21 protein-coding genes are annotated in these 22,736 nt (G+C 70.0%); 11 read left to right on the forward strand and 10 right to left on the reverse strand.

Annotated elements, in window-relative coordinates; genetic code table 11:
- Positions 1–135: 135 nt before the first annotated feature.
- Both KXD96_RS18720 and KXD96_RS18725 read right to left on the reverse strand, forming a co-directional pair.
- Positions 136–555, reverse strand: coding sequence for a cytochrome c oxidase subunit 4 (locus KXD96_RS18720; protein WP_260738665.1), 420 nt, complete (start codon positions 553–555; stop codon positions 136–138).
- 13 nt (positions 556–568) lie between these two features.
- On the reverse strand, positions 569–1,678 hold the full coding sequence (locus KXD96_RS18725) for a cytochrome c oxidase subunit II (protein ID WP_260738667.1): 1,110 nt from the start codon (positions 1,676–1,678) through the stop codon (positions 569–571).
- A gap of 147 nt (positions 1,679–1,825) precedes the next feature.
- Here KXD96_RS18725 and asnB point away from each other — a divergent pair, with 147 nt between their 5' ends.
- Positions 1,826–3,778, forward strand: a complete 1,953-nt coding sequence (asnB, locus tag KXD96_RS18730; protein WP_260738670.1) for an asparagine synthase (glutamine-hydrolyzing) — start codon at positions 1,826–1,828, stop codon at positions 3,776–3,778.
- A 60-nt stretch (positions 3,779–3,838) separates the two neighbouring features.
- On the opposite strand, the gene KXD96_RS18735 is transcribed toward asnB, so the two are convergent.
- Positions 3,839–4,828 carry a carbohydrate kinase family protein gene (locus KXD96_RS18735; protein ID WP_260738672.1) on the reverse strand — a complete coding sequence of 330 codons (990 nt, stop codon included), beginning with the start codon at positions 4,826–4,828 and terminating at the stop codon, positions 3,839–3,841.
- 185 nt (positions 4,829–5,013) lie between these two features.
- Between KXD96_RS18735 and KXD96_RS18740 the strand changes: the two genes are divergently transcribed.
- Positions 5,014–5,670 (forward strand): hypothetical protein, encoded by a 657-nt coding sequence (locus KXD96_RS18740; RefSeq protein ID WP_260738675.1) that lies wholly within the window; start codon positions 5,014–5,016, stop codon positions 5,668–5,670.
- A 15-nt stretch (positions 5,671–5,685) separates the two neighbouring features.
- On the opposite strand, the gene KXD96_RS18745 is transcribed toward KXD96_RS18740, so the two are convergent.
- Both KXD96_RS18745 and KXD96_RS18750 read right to left on the reverse strand, forming a co-directional pair.
- Entirely contained in the window at positions 5,686–6,042 is a 357-nt protein-coding gene (locus tag KXD96_RS18745; RefSeq protein ID WP_260738677.1) for an iron-sulfur cluster assembly accessory protein, read from the reverse strand.
- A gap of 79 nt (positions 6,043–6,121) precedes the next feature.
- Positions 6,122–7,201, reverse strand: a complete 1,080-nt coding sequence (locus KXD96_RS18750; RefSeq protein ID WP_260745445.1) for a glycerate kinase — start codon at positions 7,199–7,201, stop codon at positions 6,122–6,124.
- A 190-nt stretch (positions 7,202–7,391) separates the two neighbouring features.
- Here KXD96_RS18750 and KXD96_RS18755 point away from each other — a divergent pair, with 190 nt between their 5' ends.
- From KXD96_RS18755 to KXD96_RS18770, 4 genes are read left to right on the forward strand one after another with little or no spacing between them, the layout of a single operon-like run.
- A complete protein-coding gene (locus tag KXD96_RS18755) occupies positions 7,392–8,072 on the forward strand; it encodes a DUF3043 domain-containing protein (protein ID WP_260738681.1) in 681 nt (226 codons plus the stop codon).
- 27 nt (positions 8,073–8,099) lie between these two features.
- On the forward strand, positions 8,100–8,636 hold the full coding sequence (locus KXD96_RS18760; RefSeq protein WP_260738684.1) for a bifunctional adenosylcobinamide kinase/adenosylcobinamide-phosphate guanylyltransferase: 537 nt from the start codon (positions 8,100–8,102) through the stop codon (positions 8,634–8,636).
- Complete coding sequence (gene cobT, locus KXD96_RS18765; RefSeq protein ID WP_260745446.1) at positions 8,633–9,688, forward strand: nicotinate-nucleotide--dimethylbenzimidazole phosphoribosyltransferase; 1,056 nt, start codon at positions 8,633–8,635, stop codon at positions 9,686–9,688. The genes KXD96_RS18760 and cobT overlap by 4 nt, the downstream gene beginning before the upstream one ends.
- Positions 9,685–10,443: an adenosylcobinamide-GDP ribazoletransferase gene (locus KXD96_RS18770; RefSeq protein WP_260738685.1), complete on the forward strand. Its 759-nt coding sequence runs from the start codon at positions 9,685–9,687 to the stop codon at positions 10,441–10,443. The genes cobT and KXD96_RS18770 overlap by 4 nt, the downstream gene beginning before the upstream one ends.
- A gap of 67 nt (positions 10,444–10,510) precedes the next feature.
- Here KXD96_RS18770 and KXD96_RS18775 read toward each other — a convergent pair whose 3' ends face one another.
- Together KXD96_RS18775 and gcvT are read right to left on the reverse strand one after the other, a co-directional pair.
- On the reverse strand, positions 10,511–11,617 hold the full coding sequence (locus tag KXD96_RS18775) for a branched-chain amino acid aminotransferase (protein WP_260738687.1): 1,107 nt from the start codon (positions 11,615–11,617) through the stop codon (positions 10,511–10,513).
- Between the two features lie 52 nt (positions 11,618–11,669).
- Positions 11,670–12,767 (reverse strand): glycine cleavage system aminomethyltransferase GcvT, encoded by a 1,098-nt coding sequence (gcvT, locus tag KXD96_RS18780; protein WP_260738688.1) that lies wholly within the window; start codon positions 12,765–12,767, stop codon positions 11,670–11,672.
- A 41-nt stretch (positions 12,768–12,808) separates the two neighbouring features.
- Here gcvT and KXD96_RS18785 point away from each other — a divergent pair, with 41 nt between their 5' ends.
- Together KXD96_RS18785 and KXD96_RS18790 are read left to right on the forward strand one after the other, a co-directional pair.
- On the forward strand, positions 12,809–13,933 hold the full coding sequence (locus tag KXD96_RS18785; protein ID WP_260738690.1) for an adenylate/guanylate cyclase domain-containing protein: 1,125 nt from the start codon (positions 12,809–12,811) through the stop codon (positions 13,931–13,933).
- A gap of 11 nt (positions 13,934–13,944) precedes the next feature.
- A complete protein-coding gene (locus KXD96_RS18790; RefSeq protein ID WP_260738692.1) occupies positions 13,945–15,492 on the forward strand; it encodes a leucyl aminopeptidase in 1,548 nt (515 codons plus the stop codon).
- On the opposite strand, the gene KXD96_RS18795 is transcribed toward KXD96_RS18790, so the two are convergent.
- Complete coding sequence (locus KXD96_RS18795) at positions 15,489–17,090, reverse strand: NAD(P)/FAD-dependent oxidoreductase (RefSeq protein WP_260738694.1); 1,602 nt, start codon at positions 17,088–17,090, stop codon at positions 15,489–15,491. The genes KXD96_RS18790 and KXD96_RS18795 overlap by 4 nt on opposite strands.
- On the reverse strand, positions 17,087–17,536 hold the full coding sequence (locus tag KXD96_RS18800; RefSeq protein WP_260745447.1) for an SRPBCC domain-containing protein: 450 nt from the start codon (positions 17,534–17,536) through the stop codon (positions 17,087–17,089). Before KXD96_RS18800 ends, KXD96_RS18795 begins: the two co-directional genes overlap by 4 nt.
- Before the next feature lie 139 nt (positions 17,537–17,675).
- Between KXD96_RS18800 and KXD96_RS18805 the strand changes: the two genes are divergently transcribed.
- Positions 17,676–18,020 (forward strand): aminopeptidase, encoded by a 345-nt coding sequence (locus KXD96_RS18805; protein ID WP_260738695.1) that lies wholly within the window; start codon positions 17,676–17,678, stop codon positions 18,018–18,020.
- A 7-nt stretch (positions 18,021–18,027) separates the two neighbouring features.
- Here KXD96_RS18805 and KXD96_RS18810 read toward each other — a convergent pair whose 3' ends face one another.
- Positions 18,028–19,803, reverse strand: coding sequence for an SDR family oxidoreductase (locus KXD96_RS18810; RefSeq protein ID WP_260738697.1), 1,776 nt, complete (start codon positions 19,801–19,803; stop codon positions 18,028–18,030).
- A gap of 196 nt (positions 19,804–19,999) precedes the next feature.
- On the opposite strand from KXD96_RS18810, the gene sucB reads away from it, so the two are divergent.
- Positions 20,000–21,787 carry a 2-oxoglutarate dehydrogenase, E2 component, dihydrolipoamide succinyltransferase gene (gene sucB / locus KXD96_RS18815; protein ID WP_260738699.1) on the forward strand — a complete coding sequence of 596 codons (1,788 nt, stop codon included), beginning with the start codon at positions 20,000–20,002 and terminating at the stop codon, positions 21,785–21,787.
- Between the two features lie 15 nt (positions 21,788–21,802).
- Entirely contained in the window at positions 21,803–22,714 is a 912-nt protein-coding gene (locus tag KXD96_RS18820; RefSeq protein WP_260738700.1) for a TIGR01777 family oxidoreductase, read from the forward strand.
- Positions 22,715–22,736 lie beyond the last annotated feature (22 nt).

Genomic DNA, 22,736 nt, shown 5'->3' on the forward strand with positions numbered 1-22,736 from the left:
GCCGGATCGTTGCGCGCGCGCTTGAGAAATTGTCATTTGCCTGGGCAAAACACTACCGAAACACAGAGGGGCGAAGATGTCCTGGCGAAGCGGCCGCAGATCACGTGATCTGATTGTGACCTTGGCCGGAGCGGATCAGTGCTTCTCAGGTCCGACGTAGTACTCGAAGACCAGTCCGCCGACCGATGCGAGGACGAACGTCACCCCCGCGGCGATCAGCCAGGGCAGCCACAGCGCGATACCGACCGCGCTCACCGAGGCCGACAGGGCGACCAGGATCGGCCACCAGCTGTGCGGGCTGAAAAAGCCCAATTCACCTGCTCCGTCGCTGATCTCGGCGCCCTCGTAGTCCTCGGGCCGGGTGTCGATGCGGCGCGCCACGAACCGGAAGAAGGTGGCCACGATCAACGCCAGCCCGCCGGTCAGCGCCAGTGCGGTCGTGCCCGCCCATTCCTCACCGCCGGTGGCGAAAAGCGCTGTCAGCACCCCATAGAGCACCGAAACCACAATGAAAAACCCGGCGATGAATTCGAAAAGCCTGGCTTCAATATGCATTTGGTGTCCTAACCTACTGACTTCCGGACAACTGGCCGCGGCGGGTGTCGAACGGATGCGTGCTCACCGCGACCGGCGCCTGACCGATCGCCTGCAATGCCTGGGCGTTGCTCTTTCCATCGATCCGCTGGTGCAGGTACGCCTTGAAGTCGTTGGGCGACACCGCCCGCACCTCGAAGTTCATCATCGAGTGATACGTGCCACAGAACTCGGCGCAGTGCCCGACGAAAGCCCCCGGCTTGCTGATGTCGTCGACCTGGAAGACGTTCACCGAGTTGTTCGCCTCGGGATTGGGGATGACGTCGCGCTTGAACAGGAACTCCGGCACCCAGAACGTGTGGACCACGTCCGCCGACGCCAACCGGAACTGGATGCGCTTGCCGGTGGGCAGCACCAGCACCGGGATTTCGTCGCTGGTTCCCAGAATTTCGACCTTGTCATAGTTCAGGTACGTGCGGTCCGAGGTGTTCAGCCCGCGGACCGGCCCGACGAGCTCCTCGCCGTGGGCGTCCTTGCCCTCGGGCTTGGAGACCATCGCGTTCTTGCGGGCCTGGTCGGCACCGTCGTAGGTCATCGTGCCGTCCTTGAAGTTGACGCTCTGATAGCCGAACTTCCAGTTCCACTGGAAGGCCGTGACGTCGACCACCACCTCTGGGTCCTTGTCGACGTGCAGCATCTTCTCCTGCACCACCACGGTGAAGTAGAACAGCACGGAGATGATCAGGAACGGCGTCACCGTCAACACCAGTTCCAGGGGCATGTTGTAGCCGAACTGGCGCGGCAGCTCCGTGTCCGTCGCCTTCTTCCGGTGGAACGCGGACGCCCAGAAGATCAGCCCCCACACGATGACCCCGACCACCAGCGAGGCGATCGTCGCTCCGAGCCACAGCTGCCGGTTGAAGTGCGCCTGCGTCGTGATGCCCTTGGGCCAGCCCAGGCCCAGCACGTCCACCCAGCTGCATCCGCTCAGGGTCACCGCCAGCACGGCGAACGTCACGGCCAGCGCCAGCGGCCGCATACGACGGGACAGACCCTGCCGGACGCCCCCGGAACGGCGGCTGGAAAGGCTCTCAAACCTGCCCTGCGACAAACGTTGCGAACGGGCCTGCTCGCGAGGTGTCACGTCGGCGCCTCCTGCTCGGATATCGAATACTACGCAGCGTAGACCACGCCGCTGACCGCAGCGACGAAACCCCGGCCCGCCGTGCCGTCACCGGCGTACGGGTGCGACCGCCACGAGCGTCCCCGACGTGCGGCATACTGGGGCGCCGTGTGTGGTCTGCTGGCGTTTGTCGCCGCCCCGGGCAATGCCGACGCCGCCCGGGCCGACGATGCGATCGCGCGCGCGTCGCATTTGATGCGCCACCGCGGGCCCGACGAGCCGGGCACGTGGACCGACCTAGGAGCCGCAGGCTCCGCGGGAGGCGCGGTGTTCGGCTTCAACCGGCTCTCGATCATCGACATCGCGCACTCGCATCAGCCGCTGCGATGGGGCCCGCCGGAGGCACCCGGCCGCTACGTGCTGGTGTTCAACGGCGAGATCTACAACTACCTCGAGCTCCGCGACGAGCTGTCCGCCCGGCACGGCGCCGTCTTCGCCACCGGCGGCGACGGCGAGGCCATCGTCGCCGGCTATCACTACTGGGGTGTCGACGTGCTCACCCGGCTGCGCGGCATGTTCGCCTTCGCCCTGTGGGACACCGCCACCCTCGAATTATTTTGCGCCCGAGACCCTTTCGGTATCAAACCGCTGTTTATGGCGACCGGCACCGGTGGCACGGCGGTGGCCAGCGAGAAGAAATGTCTGCTCGATCTGGCGGAGTTGGCCGGGTTCGACACCCGGATCGATCAGCGGGCCGTGCAGCACTACACCGTCCTGCAGTACGTGCCGGAGCCCGAGACGCTGCACCGCGGCGTGCGCCGGCTGGAATCGGGCTGCTACGCGCGAATCCGGGCCGGGCGGCAGCCCGAGGTCACCCGCTACTTCGTGCCACGCTTCGCCGCCACACCGATCACCCGCGACACCGAACAGGCCCGTTACGACGAGATCACCGCGGTGCTCGAGGACTCGGTGGCCAAGCACATGCGCGCCGACGTCACCGTCGGGGCGTTTCTGTCCGGGGGTATCGATTCGACCGCCATCGCGGCGCTGGCCATCCGGCACAACCCCAAGCTGATCACCTTCACCACCGGCTTCGAGCGGGAGGGGTTCTCCGAGATCGACGTCGCCGTGGCCTCCGCCGAGGCGATCGGCGCCCGCCACATCGCCAAGGTGGTCCATCCCGACGAGTTCGTGGCCGCCCTGCCCGAAATCGTCTGGTATCTCGACGAACCCGTGGCGGACCCCGCGCTGGTGCCGCTGTTCTTCGTCGCCCGGGAGGCCCGCAAGCACGTCAAGGTGGTGCTGTCCGGGGAGGGGGCCGACGAGCTGTTCGGCGGCTACACGATCTATCGGGAACCGTTGTCGCTCAAGCCCTTCGATTACCTGCCGCGGCCGCTGCGGCGGTCGATGGGCAAGATGTCCAAGCCGCTGCCGGAGGGCATGCGCGGCAAGAGCCTGCTGCACCGCGGCTCGCTGACGCTCGAGGAGCGCTACTACGGCAACGCCCGCAGCTTCTCCGACGCCCAGCTGCGCGACGTGCTGCCCGGTTTCCGCGAGGACTGGACGCACACCGACGTCACGGCGCCGCTGTACGCCGAGTCGATGGGCTGGGACCCGGTGGCCCGCATGCAGCACGTCGACCTGTTCACCTGGCTGCGCGGCGACATCCTGGTCAAGGCCGACAAGATGACGATGGCCAACTCGCTGGAGCTGCGGGTGCCGTTCCTGGACCCGGAGGTGTTCGCCGTCGCCTCGCGACTGCCCGTCGAGGCCAAGATCACCCGCACCACCACCAAGTACGCGCTGCGGCGGGCCCTGGAGCCGATCGTTCCCGCGCACGTGCTGCACCGGCCCAAGCTCGGGTTCCCGGTGCCGATCCGGCATTGGCTGCGCGCCGGTGAATTGCTGGACTGGGCCTACGGGTTGGTGGCCGCGTCGCAAGCCGGTCACCTCGTGGACCTGACCGCCGTCCGGCGGATGCTCGACGAGCACCGCAACGGCGTCAGCGATCACAGCCGCCGGCTCTGGACGCTGCTGATCTTCATGCTCTGGCACGCGATCTTCGTCGAGCACAGCGTGGTGCCGCAGATCAGCGAGCCGCACTATCCCGTGCAGCTCTAGCCAGGCAACGTCGCGAGCGTAGCCGCACCGCGAAAAACCACGCCCTAGATCGCAGCGTGGTTACGCTCGCGGTGACGAGGCGAGCACCGCGGCGATCTCGTTGGCCGCGTCGTCGCCGTAGGCCCCGGCCAATCGGCTCACCGCCGTCTCGCGGTTCCAGTCCCAGTTCTGCGTGCCGGTCGATTCCAGGACCAGCACGGCGACCAGCGAGCCCAGCTGCGCGGAGCGCTCCAGGCTCAGACCGGCGGTGCGCCCGGTGAGGAAACCGGCGCGGAACGCGTCGCCGACGCCGGTGGGGTCGGTCTGGCTGGTCTCGGGCACCACGCCGACGTGCGTCGTCGTGCCGTCGGGTTCGACGATGTCCACGCCCTTGGGGCCCAGCGTGGTGACCCGCAGGCCGACCTTGCCCTGCACGTCGGCTTCCGACCAGCCGGTCTTGTTGAGCAGCAGCTCCCACTCGTAGTCGTTGGTGAACAGGTAGGCGGCTCCGTCGACGAGCTTGTCGATCTCGGCGCCGGACAGGCGGGGCAGCTGCTGGGACGGGTCGGCGGCGAAGGGCAGGCCCAGCTTGCGGCATTCCTCGGTGTGCACCACCATCGCGTCCGGGTCGTTGGCCCCGATGATCACCAGGTCCGGCTCACCTATGGCCGACACCACGTCGGCGAGCTTGATGTTGCGGGCCTCCGACATGGCGCCGGGGTAGAACGACGCGATCTGGGCCATGTCGACGTCGGTGGTGCAGGTAAAGCGCGCCGTGTGGGCCGTCTCGGAGATGAGCACCTTGTCGCAGTTGACGCCGTGCGACTGCAGCCACTGCCGGTAGCCGTCGAAGTCATTGCCGGCCGCGGCCACCAGCGCCACGTCACCGCCGAGCACGCCGATGGCGTAGGCGATGTTTCCCGCCACACCGCCGCGGTGAATCACCAGGTCGTCGACCAGAAAACTGAGGGATACCTTCTGCAGATGCTCGGCCAGCAGGTGCTCGGAAAACTTGCCGGGGAACCGCATCAAATTGTCGGTCGCAATCGAACCTGTCACCACGATCGTCACGAATGTCTCCGCCCTTCGTTAGTAAGGTTATCTAGCTTACGCACGCCTCCGGACCGTCGCTGTGTCCGCTGTCGGCGCGAAGCGGTGCGCTAGCCTCCCTAGGGAACTCGCTCAAGTCGCCGGGACCACGATGCTCGGTTGGGTATCCCGCACGCAGTCCCGTCTACCACCGTAGGAGAACCACGATGGCAGGTCCGCATTCGCCGAAGCACACTGTCGGCGGTGGCGGACCCGGCGGGCCTGAGCCCCAGGGCGAATCTCAGCCGCTCGAGTTCCCCGCCGACCCCCGCTCCGGCGGTGCGGCTCCCGCCAATTATGCCGGGCAGCCACCCCCGCCGATGCCGTACCCGCAGCGACGGTCCAAGCGGCGGCTGATCATCGGGCTTCTGTTGGCCATCGCGCTGGTGGCCGCCCTCACCGTGGCGATCGTCTACGGCGTCCGCACCAACGGCGCCAACACCGGCGCCACCTTCTCCGAGGGCGCCGCCAAGACGGCGATCCAGGGGTACCTGGACGCGCTCGACCACCGCGACATCCAGGAGATCGAACGCAACGCGCTGTGCGGCATGTACGACGCCGTCCGCGACAAACGGTCCGACCAGGCGTTGGCGAAGTTGAGCAGCGATGCGTTCCGCAAGCAGTTTTCCCAGGTCGAGGTGACCTCGATCGACAAGATCGTGTACCTGTCGCAGTACCAGGCCCAGGCGCTGTTCACCATGCGGGCGTCACCCGCGGGCGGCGGTCCGATGCGCGGTGACTTGCAGGGCATCGCCCAGCTGCTGTTTCAGCGGGGCCAGATCATGGTGTGCTCGTACGTGCTCCGCACCGGGGGCTCGTACTGAGCGAGGGAAACCCGGTCAGTTGAACGAGTCGCCGCAGGCGCACGAACCGGTGGCGTTCGGGTTGTCGATCGTGAAGCCCTGCTTCTCGATGGTGTCGACGAAATCGATGGACGCGCCTTCCACGTAGGGCGCGCTCATCCGGTCCACCGTCAGCGTCACGCCGCCGAACTCGGCAGTCAGGTCGCCGTCCAGCGTCCGGTCGTCGAAGAAGAGGTTGTAGCGCAGGCCGGCGCACCCGCCCGGCTGGACCGCGATACGCAACGCCAAGTCATCCCGCCCCTCCTGGTCGAGCAGGGACTTTGCCTTGCTGGCGGCGGCCTCGGTCAGGATCACGCCGTGGGTCTTGGCGTTCGACTCGTTTTGCACCGTCATTGCTTCTCCTACATGCCTCATCGTCGGATGGGACCTTGAGGCTCCGCTGGTACGGGACGCCCGGACAAAGCCCACTGCTTCAACGGTACCTTGCGGGACCGCTATTCCCGAGCCGCGCCGCGACCACCGATGCCAGACCCATGAGCTGATTGGCCGCGTCGGCCTGGGCCAGCCGCACCGATCCGGCGTGGTCGGCGATGGACAGGGCCGACATGATGCCCGCCGAACGCACCGTGGCGTTGTCCAGGCCCACCTGGCCGGCCAGCACGATCACCGGCAGTCCCCGCGGCCGGGCGGCGTCCGCGAGAAAGCCCACCACCTTGCCGTGCAGCGACTGCTCGTCGAAGCGGCCCTCCCCGGTGACGATCAGCTCCGCCATGTCCAGATCGGCGGCCAGTCGGGTGTGATGGGCGATGATCGCCGCGCCCGACTCGCACCGGCCGCCGAGGGCGAGCAGCCCGGCACCGATGCCGCCGGCCGCGGCCGCGCCCGGTTCGGAGCTCACGTCGCGGCCGGCGACCGCTTCCAGGATGAGCGCCCACGCCTGCAGGCGGACTTCCAGGGCCGCGACGGTGACCGTGTCGGCGCCCTTTTGCGGTCCGAAGACCCTGGCCGCGCCCCACGGTCCGAGCAGGGGGTACTCCGTGTCGGAGGCGGCGACGAGCTCCACGTTGGCCAGTTGGCGGCGGGCGGAATCCAGCCCGCCGAGTTCGGCGATCATGCCCTGCCCGCCGTCGGTGCACGCGCTGCCGCCAAGCCCGACCACGATGCGCGTCGCCCCCGCGCGCAGCGCCTCGGCGATTAGCTGCCCGACTCCCCTGCTGTGGGCGGCCATCGCGGTCTCCGGCGTGGGCGGACCGCCCAGCAGGGCCAGGCCGCACGCCTGCGCGCATTCCAGGTACGCAGTCGTCGTGGCGGGGTCGAACAACCATTCGGCCTCGACCATCGTCGACAGCGGCCCGGACACCCGCAGCCGTCGCGTCTTGCCCCCCAGCCGGCTGGCGAGCACCTTGACGAAGCCGGGGCCACCGTCGGACTGCGGGGCGACGATGAACCGATCCCCCGGTCGGCAACGGGTCCACCCGGTCGCGATTGCCGCCGCGGCCTCCACGGCCGTCATGGAATCGCCATAGCAATCCGGGGCGACCAGAACGACCATGGCGGGCAACTGAAGACGGCCGGGGGCCAGGCCCAAGGCAGCATCATCCGAGGCCATCGACCCGTCATCCATTACAGGCAGCCGTTCATCACTGGTAAGAGTATGGCGAAGTGAGGCGCTGACGCAGGTCCAATAGCAAGGATTCCAAGGCAATTCCGAGACGGGCCATCAGCGAAGTAACCTGGCCTCTGTGAAGTTGATGGGCCGTAAGAAAAGCCAGGACGAAGACCTCGACGAGGCCACCGCCGCGGTGGGCGCCGCCGGCGCCGAGACGACGCCGCGCGGTTCGCGTGGGACCAGCCCCAAGGGCCGGCCCACGCCCAAACGCGACCAGGCGCGGCGCACCGCGCGGAAGGGTCCTGTCGCGCCCGCACCGATGACCGCGGCGGAGGCGCGGGCGCGCCGCAAATCGCTGGCCGGTCCCAAGCTCAGCCGCGAGGAGCGCAAGGCCGACCGGGCGGCCAACCGCGCCAAGATGGCGAACCGCCGGGAGCGCATGATGGCCGGCGAGGAGGCCTACCTGCTCCCGCGGGACCAGGGCCCGATCCGGCGCTACGTGCGCGACGTGGTGGACTCCCGGCGCAACCTGCTCGGCCTGTTCATGCCGGCAACGCTGTTCCTGATGTTCGCCATGTTCACCACCCCGCAGCTGCAGCTCTACGTCTCCCCGGCGATGCTGCTGCTGATGGGCGTGATGATGGCCGACGGGCTGCTCCTGGGCCGCAAGGTGAGCAAGCTGGTGGACGCCAAGTTCCCCGACAACACCGAAAGCCGTTGGAAGCTGGGCCTGTACGCCGCAAGCCGGGCATCGCAGATGCGACGGTTGCGGACGCCGCGGCCCCAAGTCCAGCGCGGCGCGAATGTTGCTTAGGCGTCGCCGGAAAGCCGCCTGAGCGCGGTGCGCACGCTGGTGCTCGGCGGGATCAGGTCGGGCAAATCCCGGTGGGCGGAGGAGGCCATCGCCGACGCGGTGCCCGCCGGCCACCCGGTTTGCTACCTGGCCCCCGGGCCGACCGGTGCGGGCGACGCGGCCTGGGCGGACCGGGTCGCCGAGCACCGCAGCCGCCGACCCGGGCATTGGTCGACGGTCGAAACCGAAGACATCGCAAGCCGGCTGCGCGGGTCGCCGAACACGCCGACGCTCGTCGACGACCTGGGCACCTGGCTGACCGGCACGCTGGACCGGCACCGCGGGTGGGACGGCGGGTCGGTGGCGGCGCCGGTCCGCGACTTGCTCGCCGCCGTCGGCGCATTCGGCTCCACGCTGGTGCTAGTCAGCCCCGAGGTCGGGTTGGCCGTCGTCCCGGCCACCGCGTCCGGGCGGCGGTTCGCCGACGAACTGGGCAGCCTCAACCAGCGCGTCGCCGAGCTCTGCGACCGGGTAGTGCTGGTGGTGGCCGGGCAGGCGGTGCCGATCAAGCCGCCGGGGACCTGATGGAATTCGCGCCGATATCGCCGCCCGATGCGGGCGTCGCCGCCGCCGCCCGCGCCCGCCAGGACACCCTGACCAAGCCCAGGGGTGCGCTGGGCCGCCTCGAGGACCTGTCGGTGTGGGTCGCGTCGTGTCAAGCGCAATGCCCCCCAAGGCAATTCGAGCGCGCACGGGTGGTGGTGTTCGCCGGCGACCACGGTGTCGCCCGGTCCGGGGTGTCGGCCTACCCGCCGGAGGTGACCGCTCAGATGGTGGCCAACTTCGATGCCGGCGGCGCGGCGATCAATGCGCTGGCCGATATCGCGGGCGCGACGGTGCGTGTCGCGGACCTGGCGGTGGCGGGCGATGCGCTGACGGACCGGATCGGCGCCCACAAGGTGCGGCGCGGCAGCGGCGACATCACCGTCGAGGACGCGCTGACCGGCGACGAGGCCGTCGCGGCGATCGCCGCGGGCCGGGACATCGCCGACGAGGAGGTCGACGCCGGCGCCGACCTGCTGATCGCCGGGGACATGGGGATCGGGAACACGACCCCGTCCGCGGTGTTGGTGGCGGCGCTGACGAACGCCGAGCCGGTCGCGGTGGTGGGCTTCGGCAGCGGGGTCGACGACGCGGGATGGGCGCGCAAGACGGCCGCGGTGCGCGATGCGCTGTTCCGGACGCGGCTGGTGCTGCCGGACCCGGTGGCGTTGCTGCGCTGCGCCGGCGGCGCCGACCTGGCCGCGATGGCGGGCTTCTGCGCGCAGGCCGCCGCGCGGCGCACCCCGCTGCTGCTCGACGGGATGGCGGTGGCGGCCGCCGCGTTGGTCGCCGAGCGGCTGGCGCCCGGCGCCCGGCTGTGGTGGCAGGCCGGTCACCGGTCCACCGAGCCCGGTCATGCCCTGGCGCTGACCGAGCTCGGCCTGGAGCCGATTCTGGACCTGCGGATGCGGCTCGGCGAGGGAAGCGGCGCCGCGCTGGCGCTGCCGGTGCTGCGCGCCGCGGTGGCGACCTTGTCGTCGATGGCCACGTTCACCCAGGCCGGTGTGTCCGACCAGTCCGCTCCTCCGTCGTGATGCGTTCGCTGGCAACGGCTTTCGCGTTCGGTACGATCCTGCCCATCCCGCGTTGTCAGGACGCGCCGCTGGGCCGCGGCGCGATGACGGCGCTGCCGGTGGTGGGCGCCGCCCTGGGTGCGTTGGCCGCCGCGGTGACGTGGGGCGGGGCTCACGCGTTCGGCCCGTCCAGTCCGCTGTCCGGCCTGCTCGCCGTCGCGGCGCTGCTGCTGGCGACCCGCGCCCTGCACGTCGATGGTGTCGCCGATACGGCCGACGGGCTGGGCTGTTACGGGCCGCCCGAGCGCGCCCTGGCGGTGATGCGCGACGGGTCGAGCGGACCGTTCGGGGCGGCGGCCGTCGTCGTGGTGATCGCGCTGCAGGGGCTGGCCTTCGCGGCGCTCGGGGCGGCGGGCAGGCCGGGGCTCGTCGGCGTCGCCGTGGCGGTCGTCGCCGGCCGGGTCGCCGCGGTGCTGGCCACCCGCCGGTCGGTGCCGGCGGCGGCGGGCAGCGCCCTGGGCGCGCGGGTCGCCGGCAGCCAGCCGGTGATCGCGGTAGCGGCCTGGGTCGCGGCGCTGCTCGTCGCTGCGCTGGCGGCCGGACCGCGGCCGTGGCAGGGGCCGGTGGCGGTGCTGGCGGGGCTGTGCTGCGCGGCGGTATTGGTGCGGCACTGCGTGCGACGATTCGGCGGCATCACCGGCGACGTGCTGGGTGCCGCCATCGAGCTGACCACGACGGTGAGCGCCGTGGCGCTCGCGGCATTGGTGCGGTTCTAGGTGCGCGCGCCCGGCCAGCCGGGCGCTCGGGCCCGGCTGCCCGGCTGGACGGGCATTCGGGCGGAACTCAGCCCAGCCGGGCCATCCAGCCGTGGGTGTCGGCGAAGGTCCCCCGCTGGATCCCGGTCAGCGTGTCGCGCAGCGCCATCGTCACCTCACCGGGCTGGCCGTCGGCGATTGTGAACTCGGTATCGCCGTACTTCACGGTCGAGATGGGGGTGATGACGGCGGCGGTACCGCAGGCGAAGACCTCGGTGATCTCGCCGGCGGCGGCCTTCTTCTGCCATTCGTCGATGTCGATCTTGCGTTCCTCGACGGCGAATCCGGCGTCAATCGCCAACTGCAGCAACGAATCCCGGGTGATCCCCGGCAACAACGAGCCGGACAACTCGGGGGTGACCAACCGCGCCGACCCGCCGCTGCCGAACACGAAGAAGATGTTCATGCCGCCCATCTCTTCGACGAAGCGGCGCTCGACGGCGTCCAGCCACACCACCTGGTCGCACCCGTGCGCGGCGGACTCGGCCTGCGCCAGCAGGGAGGCGGCGTAGTTGCCGCCGAACTTGGCCGCGCCCGTGCCGCCCGGGCTCGCGCGCACGTACTCCGTCGACACCCAGACAGTGACCGGGTTGATGCCGCCCTTGAAGTACGCCCCGGCCGGCGACGCGATCAGCAGGTAGCGGTACTGCTTGGACGGCCGTACGCCCAGTCCGGGCTCAGTGGCGATGATGAACGGGCGCAGATACAACGCCTCTTCGCCCCCGGCGGCCGGAACCCAGGGCTTGTCGACGGCGATGAGTTGACACAGTGATCCCATGAACAGTTCGTCGGGCAGTTCGGGCATCGCGAGCCGCCGCGCCGACGACCGCAGCCGCGCGGCGTTGGCCTCGGCGCGGAACGACACGATCGAGCCATCCGCCCAGCGGTACGCCTTGAGCCCTTCGAAGATCTCCTGCGCGTAGTGCAGCACGATCGCCGACGGGTCGAGCTCTATCGGGCCGTACGGAATGACGCGCGCGTTGTGCCAGCCCCGCCCGTCGTCGTAGTCGATCGACACCATGTGGTCGGTGAAGTATTTGCCGAAACCGGGCTCGGCCAGGATGGATTCACGTTCGGCGTCGGTCTTGGGGTTGGCCGAGCGCGAAACCGTGAACTCAAGCGAGCCGCTGGTCATGGGGCTGATTGTATATCCGCCTGGGAACGGGCTTTTCACTGAACCGGCGGCACTAGCGGGTTTTCGCTTCGACGAAGGGCGGCCGAACGACTTCGCACTCCGCGGCGCGCCCGCGGATGTCGACGGTGACACGCTGGCCGTCCTCGACTCCGGCGCCCGTGTCGATCAGCGCCAGCCCGATGCCGGCTTGCAGCGTCGGGGAGAACGTCCCCGACGTGGTGACCCCGACCGGCGTCTGGCCGGCGAGCACCGTCAGGCCGGGGCGCAGCACGCCGCGGCCGACCATCCGCAGCCCGCGCAGCAGCCGTCGCGGTCCCGCCGCCTTCTCCGCCAGCAGCGCATCCCGGCCGAAGAACGCGTCCTTCTTCCAGCCGATCGCCCAGCCGCAGCGGGCCTGCAGCGGCGAAATGTCCAGCGCCAGTTCATGCCCGTGCAGCGGATAGCCCATCTCGGTGCGCAGCGTGTCGCGGGCGCCCAGGCCGGCGGGCTCGCCGCCGGCGGCGCCGACCGCCGCGACCAGCGCGTCGAACACCACACCCGCGGAATCCCACGGCGGCAGCAGCTCGTAGCCGTGCTCTCCGGTGTATCCGGTCCGGCACACCCGCACCGGCACCCCCACGTACGAGGCGTCGGCGTAGCCCATGTAGTCCATGTCGGCCGGCAGTCCCAGCCCACCGAGCACGTCCGCCGATCGCGGGCCCTGCACCGCCAGTACCGCGTAGGAGCGATGCTCGTTGGTGATGGTCAACCCGGGCCCGGCGGCCGCCCGCAACGCCTCGACCACCGCGGCGGTGTTGGCCGCGTTGGGCACCAGGAAGATCTCGTCGTCGGCGACGTAGTAGGCGATCAAGTCGTCGATGACGCCGCCGGATTCGTTGCAGCACAACGTGTATTGGGCCTTGCCAGGCCCGATGCGGCTCAAGTCGTTGGTGAGCGTCGAGTTGACGAATTCGGCGGCACCCGGCCCGCGCACAAGCGCCTTGCCGAGGTGGCTGACGTCGAACAGGCCGACGGCGTTGCGGGTGGCGTTGTGCTCGCTGACGGTCCCGGCGTACGCCACGGGCATCAGCCAGCCGCCGAACTCAGCGAAACTGGCCCCCAAGTCGCGGTGGCGGTCTTCCAACGGGCCATGCTGTAGGTCATCGGTCACGACGGTTCACCCTAATCCCGCGTGCTGGCACACTTGGGCGGGTGGTCGATTCTCCCGACTTCGACGCGCTCGAGGCTGCCGGAATCGCTAATGCGCGCGAGCGCGGCGACCTGATCAAGTACCTGGGCGAACTCGGCTTCACCGTCGACGAAATGGTGGAAGCCGAGCAGCGCGGACGGCTGTTCGGGCTTGCCGGCGACGTCCTGCAATGGTCGGGCCGCCCGATCCACACGATGGCGACCGCGGCCGAACAACTCGGCCTGTCGCCCGATGAAGTGGCCCACGCGTGGGGTCTGCTCGGCCTCACGGTCGCGGGGCCGGACGTTCCGGCGCTGAGCCAGGCCGACGTCGACGCGCTGGGGACCTGGGTCGCAATGAAGACGGTGGTGGGCGAGGACGGCGCGTTCGGGCTGCTGCGGGTGCTCGGCGCGGCGATGGCCCGGCTCGCGGAGGCCGAGTCAACGGCGATCCGGGCCGGGACGCCGGACATCCAGATGACCTACACCAACGACGAGCTCGCCACGGCGCAGGCGTACCGCGCCGTCGCGGAGTTCGTCCCCCGGATTTCCGCGCTGATCGACGTCGTTCACCGCCACCATCTGACCGGCGCCCGAACCCATTTCGAAGGCGTCCTTCGCGACGCCTCGGAAAGTGTGGTGTGCGGCATCGGTTTCGCGGACCTGTCCGGCTTCACCGTGCTCACCCACGCGCTTACCCCCGCGCAGCTTTCGAATTTGCTCAACGAGTTCGCCGGAACCGTGGCAGACGTGGTGCATCGCGATGGCGGTCGGGTGGTCAAATTCATCGGCGACGAGGTGATGTGGGTGAGCGCGTCGCCCGAGCGCCTCGCCCGGGCGGCGGCCGACCTGGTCAACCATCCGCGGGCGCGCGAGGAGGGCCTGCGGGTCCGTGCCGGCCTGGCGTACGGCGCCGTGCTGGCGATCAACGGGGACTACTTCGGCAGTCCGGTCAACCTGGCGGCGCGTCTGGTCGGGGCGGCGGCGCCCTGCCAGATCCTCGCCGATCCGGCCCTGCACGAGCAGGTGCCGGACTGGCCGGCGATCCCCCGTGGCCCGTTTGACCTCAAAGGTTTCGACGCGCCGATCGTCGCCTTCGAGCTGGACGGTTGGGGCGCCGCCGAGCTCGGCGCGGGCTCCGGCGATTAGGGTAACTGCCCGTGGCCACCGAATTGACCTATGAAAGCCCCTCCGTAAACGTCGCCGCGTCGCTGCCGAAACGCCGGGCGGGCTCTTCGGTATTGATCGTGCCGATCGTCTCGACCGGCGACGAGGACCGGCCGGGGGCGGCGCTTGCCCCGGGCGGGTCGATGCTGCCGGCCGACGCTGTCACCGAGATCGAATCCGGCCTGCGCGCATTGGACGCCACCGGCGGCAGTGAGCAGGTCCACCGCCTGGTGGTGCCGTCGCTGCCGGTGTCCAGCGTGCTGACGATCGGCCTGGGTAAACCGCGACCGGAGTGGCCCGCCGACACGATCCGTCGGGCCGCCGGTGCGGCGGCGCGGTCGCTGGGCACCGCCGAGGCGGTGATCACGACGCTGGGCGAGCTGCCCGGTGACGACGTCTGCTCGGCGGCCGTCGAGGGACTGATCCTGGGCAGCTACCGGTTCACCGAGTTCCGCAGCGGCAAGACGGCGCCGAAAGACAAAGGGCTGCGCAGGATCACAGTGCTGTCCGCCTCGAAGGACGCCAAAGCGGCCAGCGCGCACGGCGCCGCCGTGGCGACCGCGGTGGCCACCGCTCGCGACTTCGTCAACACGCCGCCGAGTCACCTCTTTCCCGCCGAATTTTCCCGGCGCGCAAGGGCTTTGGGTGAATCGGTAGGCCTCGAGGTGGAGGTGCTCGACGATAAGGCGCTACAGAAGGCCGGCTACGGCGGCGTGCTCGGCGTCGGCCAGGGCTCGTCGCGGCCGCCGCGGCTGGTGCGGCTGACCCACCGGGGTTCGAAGCTGGCCAAGAAGCCCAAGCAGGCGAAGAAAGTGGCGCTGGTCGGCAAGGGCATCACGTTCGACACCGGCGGCATCTCGATCAAGCCGGCGGCGTCGATGCACCACATGACCTCGGACATGGGCGGGGCGGCCGCGGTCATCGCCACGGTGACGCTGGCCGCGCAGCTGCGGTTGCCGATCGACGTCATCGCCACGGTGCCGATGGCCGAGAACATGCCGTCGGGCACCGCGCAGCGGCCCGGTGACGTGCTGACGCAGTACGGCGGAATCACCGTCGAGGTGCAGAACACCGACGCCGAGGGCCGGCTGATCCTGGCCGACGCCATCGTGCGCGCGTGTGAGGACCACCCGGACTACCTGATCGAGACGTCCACGTTGACCGGCGCCCAGACGGTGGCGTTGGGCGCCCGGATCCCCGGGGTGATGGGCAGCGACGAGTTCCGCGACCGGGTCGCCGCGATCTCGCAGCGGGTGGGCGAGAACGGCTGGCCGATGCCGCTGCCCGACGAACTCAAGGATGACCTGAAGTCGACAGTGGCCGACCTGTCCAACATCAGCGGCCAGCGCTTCGCCGGCATGCTGGTGGCGGGGGTTTTCCTGCGCGAGTTCGTCGCCGACGGGGTGGGCTGGGCGCACATTGACGTGGCCGGCCCGGCGTACAACACCGGCAGCCCGTGGGGGTACACGCCCAAGGGCGGCACCGGCGTGCCGACCCGCACCATGTTCGCGGTGCTCGAGGACATCGCCGAAAAGGGCTAGCGCTTCCCCGTCGTCAGCGAGAAGACGGCCCGTTTCACCGTGCGGCGCGGCCAGCCCGTGATCCCGTGGGCGGCCAGCGCCGCGTTGGCCGCGTTGCGCCCGCAGGCGCCGTGCACGGAGCCGCCCGGGGTCGCCGACGCGCTGCCCAGATATAGCCCCTGCACCGGGGTTTCGGCCCGCCCCATGCCGGGCGCCGGGCGAAAGATCAGCATCTGCTGCAATTGCGCGGTGCCGCCGTTGAGCGCGCCCAGGTGCAGGTTGGCGTCGCTGGCCTCCAGGTCGGAGGGGCGTTGCACGAACCGGTCGATGATCGCCGAACCGAAACCCGGCGCGTGTTCCTCGATGACCCGGTCCACCGCTTCGGCGAGCCGCTCGGCCGACGCGTCGTCGGCGACGTTGCGGGGCAAATGCGTGTAAGCCCAGACGCTTTCGGTGCCCGCCGGCGATCTGCTCGGGTCGGCCGTGGTGGTCTGCCCCAACAACATGAACGGGTGCTCGGGCACCACCCGGGTGTTCAGGTCGGCCATCCAGCGGACCAGCCCGTCACCGTCGGCGCCCAGATGGACGGTGCCCACGCCCTGCAGGCGCTTCGCCCGCCAGGGGATGCGCCCGTTGAGCGAGTAATTGACCTTCACCACCGGCGGATCCCACACGAAGTGCTCCAGGTCGCGGCGCAGCTTGGGTGGCACCGCGTTCGCGGGCAGCATGTCGCAGAACAATCGCGGCGCCGTCACGTCGGCGACGATCGCCCGGCGAGCGGCGACGGTGCGCCCCCCGACCGTCGTCACCCCGATCGCGCGGCCACCCCGCACCTGGATGTGGGAAACGTTCTGGTTGCACTCGATTCGCGCACCCGCGGAGCGGGCTCGACTGACCAGCGCGGCCGTCAATTGTCCCGAACCCCCGACCGGCACCGGCCAGCCGCAATCCTGGGCCAGCATCGTCATCAGGAATCCCATGGCGCCGCTGATGGGCGCATCCGGCGGGACGTCGGCGTGCATTGCGTTGCCCAGCAACATCACTCGCGGCGCCTCACCGGTGAACAGTTCACCGGCCATTGCGTTGGCCGGCTGCACCAGCAGACGCGCCACCCGGAGCGCCTCGGAGGTGCCGAGTTTGGTCACCAGCCGCATCAGCGGGCGCACGGGCGGGAACGGCGCCAGCATGGCGTCCAGCAGCGGCGACTTGATCCGCTGCCACAAATCCACCAGCCGCCACCAGTTCTCGCCGTCGGCCGGCTCCCGGCGCGCGAATTCCGTTGCGGTGCGCGCCGGGTCGCGGTAGACGATGGGCGGGTCGTCGTCGGTCGCGCTGCGCGGATGCCCGACCACCGCGGGCGCGTGCGACCAGCGCAGGCCGTGGTCCGCAAGCTCGAGCGCCGCGATCGCCGGTGAGGCCACCGTCATCGGGTAATACGAGCTGAACAGGTCGGTGATGTAGCCCGGCGTCAGCTCGGCGCTGCGGACGGCGCCGCCGGGTTCCGGCTGGGCCTCGAGCACCAGCACGTCCCAGCCCGCGTCGGCCAGCATCGAGGCGGCAACCAGCCCGTGGTGTCCCGCCCCGATGACGACGGCGTCGGCGGTGTCGGGCACGCTCACTTCACCTGGCTCGGCACCTTGCGCTCTGCCAGGGCCCCCAGCCGCCAGAGGCACTCCTTGTTGCGCGGGTAGGCCGCGGCCAACGCGAGCGAATCGGGGACGGCCGCCATCGGGCCTTCGGCGGGCACCTCGATCATCTCCACCCGGCACCCCTGCGGGGTCTCGTGCAGCAGGATCGTGATCCGTGCGGCGCCCAACGGCCCCAGACGCGCACACAGCACCAGCTTGCGCGGCGGTTCGCTCTCCTCCACGACCGTGGCGTCGTCGATCACCAACGGCCAAATCCCGATCGAGTGCCTGATCGACGAGCCGGGCTCCGGCCAGTTCGGATCGACGGCCCGCATGCGGCTGTTGCCCACCACCCACTGGGTGTAGGTCCAGCCCTGGGCCAGCACTTCCCACACCCGTTCGCAAGGCGCGGCCACGTCCCGCGTCGCAATCAGCACCACGACCCAACTCCTCTCTCGACTACCGCGGCGGAATACCCACGAACGGGGCGGTAAATCCGGTCAATTTCGGGTTTACCGGCCCCGCCCAACGGCTAATCTCCCACGGTCGAAAACACGTACGAAGAAAGGCGGGATCGTGACGGTGCGACGGTTGATCCTCGGTGTGGGCGCCGTGCTTTTGCTGGCCGGCGTGATCGGGCTATTGGCGCCGGTGTCGATTTCTGACGGCAGCGGCCATTCGATCGGGTGCGGCAACGCCGTCGCCATGGACCTCTCCGCGGCCAGGAGCGCGAACAACAACAGCGTGGCGAACATCCCGATCCTCAATCAGGTCGTTCCGCACACCGACTATGTGACGCAATGCCAGTCGTCGGTGGGCAGCCGGCGCGCGTGGTCGATCCCGCTGGCGGTTCTCGGGCTGATCGCGATCGGCGGAGCGTTGATGACCGGTCGTCAGGGCGCGGCCCGGGCGGGCACCTGACGGCGCGTCAGATCACCCGCATCCGCGCGAAGTTGCGCAGGCCTTGCGGTGCCACCCGCGAAAGACCGTACAGCGCATAGGCTTCCGGCGCGACGGGGCGAATCGGCTTCTTCTTCTTGACCGACGACAGGATCGCGTTGGCGACCTTGTCGGGGCCGTAGTGGCGCAACGCGAACATCTTCCCGAGCTGGCCCCGCCGGCCGTCGACCCGTTCGGCCTTGCCCGCGGGCGCGTCGAAGCGGGTGGTGTTGATGATGTTGGTGTCGATGACGCCGGGGCAGATCGTGGTCAGTCCCACCCCGGCGGCGTCGAGTTCGGCGCGCAGGCAGTCGGAGAACATATAGGTCGCCGCCTTCGACGTGCAGTAGGCGTTCAGCGACTGCAGCGGGGCGTAGGCGGCCATCGACGACACGTTGACGATGTATCCGCCGGTGCCGCGTTCGACCAGCCGCCGCGCGAATGACCGGCACCCGTTGACCACGCCGCCCAGGTTGACGTCGAGCACCCGATCGAACTGCTCGGCCGGGGTGTCCAGGAAGCCCCCGGCGTGGCCGATGCCGGCGTTGTTCACCACGATGTCGGGCAGCCCGTGCGCGGCGCTGACCCGCTCGGCGAACGCCTCCACGGCGTCGGCGTCGGACACGTCCAGCACGTAGGGGTGTGCGACGCCGCCGCGGGTGGCGATCTCGGCGGCCGTGGCCTTGACGGCGGCTTCGTCGACGTCGCTGATGACCAGCTCGGCGCCTTCGCGCGCGAACGCGAACGCCGTTTCGCGACCGATTCCGCTCCCGGCGCCGGTGACCGACACCAGGGTGTCGCCGAAGGACCCGCGCGGGCGCCCGACCTGCGCGCGCAGCAGCGCGCGGCTGGGCGGCTTGCCCTCGGCCAGATCGGCGAAGTCGTGCACCGCCGCGGCCATCACCTGCGGGTGCGACATCGGCGAGAAGTGCCCGGCCTTGATGTCGCGCCGCCAGAGCCGCGGCGCGAAGCGGGGCGTGTGGTCGTAGCCGTACGGCCGCACGTACTTGTCCTTGGTGTTGACGATGAGCTGCACCGGCACGTCGACGACGTGGACGCCCTGCCTGCGGCCGGAGAAGGAGCGAAAGTAGTTGGCGGGATAGGTTTTCACCGAACGGGCGGCGTCGGAGGCCAGCTGCGGCGAGTGGTGGATCTGCTCGACCGGGATGTTGTCGACCGCGTTGCGCCGCAGCGCCGGGATCGACAGCGTCAGCCGAAGGAACAGCGGCGCGAGCACCGGGATCGAGAAGAACAGCATGTAGCTGAGCCGCAGCGTCTGGCTGATCGCCCGGGCGAAGGTGTGGGGGCGCCAGGGCCGCCGCAGCCCGCTGAAGATGTAGTCGACCAGTTGGTCCTGGCTCGGGCCGGACACCGACGTGAAGGTGGCGACCCGGTCACCGGCACCCGGACGCGTCAGGTAATGCCACACGCCCACCGACCCCCAATCGTGGGCGAGCACGTGCACGGGCCGGCCGGGGCTGAGCTCGCCGGTCACCGCGGCGAAGTCGTCGGCGAACCGGTCCATGGTGTACGCCGACACCGGCTTGGGCGCCGAGGACATGCCCACGCCGCGGTTGTCGTACCGCAGGATGCGGAACCGGTCGGCCAGCAGCGGCACGACACCGTCCCACAGCACGTGCGAGTCCGGGAAGCCGTGCACCAGCACGACGGTGGGACCGTCGGGGTTGCCCTCTTCGTAGACAGCGATTCGCGCGCCGTCGGCGCTGTCGACGAAATGCTGGGTCAGCTGTCGTGTTGCCGGCATCGGCACCTCCCCGCTTGAACTGCAGTGGCCACACCGTAGCAAGGGTGTTCGGGCCGTCCCGGCAACCGCGCGCGGTCCGCCCTGGATGTGTGCGGGCGCGGACGCAGTGACAGGATAGTTTTGAACTAGCTACTTCGAACGGCTAGCAAGATGTTCGATCCACCCCGACCCACGAGCGACCGAGGAGTCAAAGACGATGGCCTTCTCCGTCCAGATGCCGGCACTCGGTGAGAGCGTCACCGAGGGGACTGTCACCCGCTGGCTCAAACAGGAAGGCGACACGGTCGAACTCGACGAACCCCTCGTCGAGGTGTCCACCGACAAGGTCGACACCGAAATCCCGTCGCCGGCCGCCGGTGTCCTGACCAAGATCGTCGCCCAGGAGGACGACACCGTCGAGGTGGGCGGCGAACTGGCCGTCATCGGCGACGCGTCCGAGGGTGGGGGTCCACAGGCGACCCCGCAGACGCCCAGCCAGCCCGAGCCGCAGGCCGAAACCGCCCCGCCGGCCCAACCGGAGCCCGAGCCCGAAGCGGCGGCCCCGGCCCGACCCGAGCCCGCGCCCGCCCCCCAGAGTTCCGGTGTCGGCGGCGCGACGCCGGTGCTGATGCCCGAGCTCGGCGAGTCGGTGGCCGAGGGGACGGTGACCCGCTGGCTCAAGAAGGTCGGCGACTCGGTGGGAGTCGACGAGCCGCTGGTGGAGGTGTCGACCGACAAGGTCGACACCGAGATCCCGTCACCGGTAGCCGGCGTCCTGGTCAGCATCACCGCCGAGGAGGACACCACCGTGCCGGTCGGCGGCGAGCTGGCGCGGATCGGCAGCAGTTCCGAGGCCGCGTCCGCTGCCGCGCCCCCGCCCGCTCCCAAACCGGAACCCAAGCCCGAGCCGGCACCCGAACCACCCAAGGCCGAGGCGAGGCCCGAACCGCAGCCGGTTTCGCGGCCCGAGCCGGCGCCCGCTCCGAAAACCCAACCGGCGCAAGCGCAACCAGCCGCCGCGGCCGGCAGCTCCGGTCCCAACGGCGCGCCGTACGTGACCCCACTGGTGCGCAAACTGGCCAGCGAGAACGACATCGACTTGGCGCAGATCACCGGCACCGGCGTCGGTGGCCGCATCCGCAAGCAGGACGTGCTCGCCGCGGCGGAGCAGAAGCGACAGCAGCAGGCCCCGACGGCGCCCGCGAAGGCACCCGCCGCGCCGGCCGTGGACGGCAAGGCGGCCCCGGCACCCGCGGCGACCCCGGCGCCCGCGCTGGCGCACCTGCGCGGCACCACGCAGAAGGCCAGCCGGATCCGCCAGCTCACGGCGAACAAGACGCGGGAGTCCTTGCAGGCGACCGCCCAGCTCACCCAGACGCACGAGGTCGATATGACCCGGATCGTCGGGTTGCGGGCCAGGGCGAAGTCCGCGTTCGCCGAACGCGAGGGGGTCAACCTGACCTACCTGCCGTTCATCGCCAGGGCGGTGATCGACGCGCTGAAGATCCACCCCAACATCAACGCCAGCTACAACGAGCAGACCAAGGAGATCACCTACTACGACGCCGAACACCTCGGCTTCGCCGTCGACACCGAGCAGGGCCTGCTCTCCCCCGTCATCCACAACGCCGGCGACCTGTCGCTGGCCGGCCTGGCCCGGGCCATCGCGGACATCGCGGCGCGCGCCCGGTCGGGCGACCTGAAACCCGACGAGCTGTCCGGTGGCACCTTCACCATCACCAACATCGGCAGCCAGGGCGCGTTGTTCGACACACCCATCCTGGTTCCGCCGCAGGCCGCCATGCTGGGCACCGGGGCGATCGTGAAGCGGCCGCGGGTGATCGTCGACGAGTTCGGCAACGAGTCCATCGGCGTCCGCTCCGTCTGCTACCTCCCGCTGACCTATGACCATCGGCTCATCGACGGTGCGGATGCCGGACGTTTCCTCACCACGATCAAGCAGCGGCTCGAAGAGGGATCGTTCGAGGCCGATCTGGGTCTTTAGGAGGGCTGGCGAACCGTGGCCAAGCCGGTCATCGCGATAGCGGGTTCATCCGGCCTGATCGGATCCGCCTTGACCGCGGCGCTGCGTGCAGCCGACCACCGGGTGTTGCGCATCGTGCGCCGGGCACCGTCGAATTCCGACGAACTGCACTGGAACCCCGAAAGCGGCGAAATCGACGTCGACGCGATCAGCGGCGTCGACGCCGTCGTCAATCTGTGCGGCGTCAACGTCGGCCAGCGCCGCTGGTCGGGCGCCTTCAAGCAGGGCCTGCGGGACAGCCGCATCGCGCCCACCGAAGTCCTGGCGCATGCCGTCGCCGAAGCCGGTGTGGCGACACTGGTCAACGCCAGCGCGGTGGGCTACTACGGGAACACCAAAGACCGCGTGGTGGATGAGAACGACCGGGCGGGAAGGGGTTTCCTGGCCCAGCTGTGCGAGGACTGGGAAGCCGCCACGCTGCCGGCCCAATACGGCGGCGCCCGGGTGGTGCTGGCCCGCACGGGGCTGGTGTTCGCGCCCGCGGGCGGCGCGTTGGGGCGGTTGCGCCCGTTGTTCAATACGGGCCTCGGCGCCCGGCTGGGCAGCGGCCGTCAATATATGTCCTGGATCACTTTGGAAGACGAGGTGCGGGCACTGCTGTTCGCGATCTCCAACACCACGCTGTCCGGCCCGGTGAACATGACCGGGCCCGCACCGGTCACCAACGCCGAATTCACCACCGCGTTCGGCCGCGCGGTCAACCGCCCGACGCCGTTGATGCTGCCGGGCTTCGCGGTGCGGGCCGCGCTCGGCGAGTTCGCCGACGAGGGCGTCCTCGTCGGCCAGCGCGCCATCCCGTCCGCGTTGGAACGGGCCGGTTTCCAGTTCCATCACAACACCATTGGCGAGGCGCTCGGCTACGCGACCGCCCGGCGCGAACACGATTAGCGGCCTAGCGGGTCCCGGCCTG

This window comes from Mycobacterium sp. SMC-2 (assembly GCF_025263485.1).
Lineage (GTDB): Bacteria > Actinomycetota > Actinomycetes > Mycobacteriales > Mycobacteriaceae > Mycobacterium.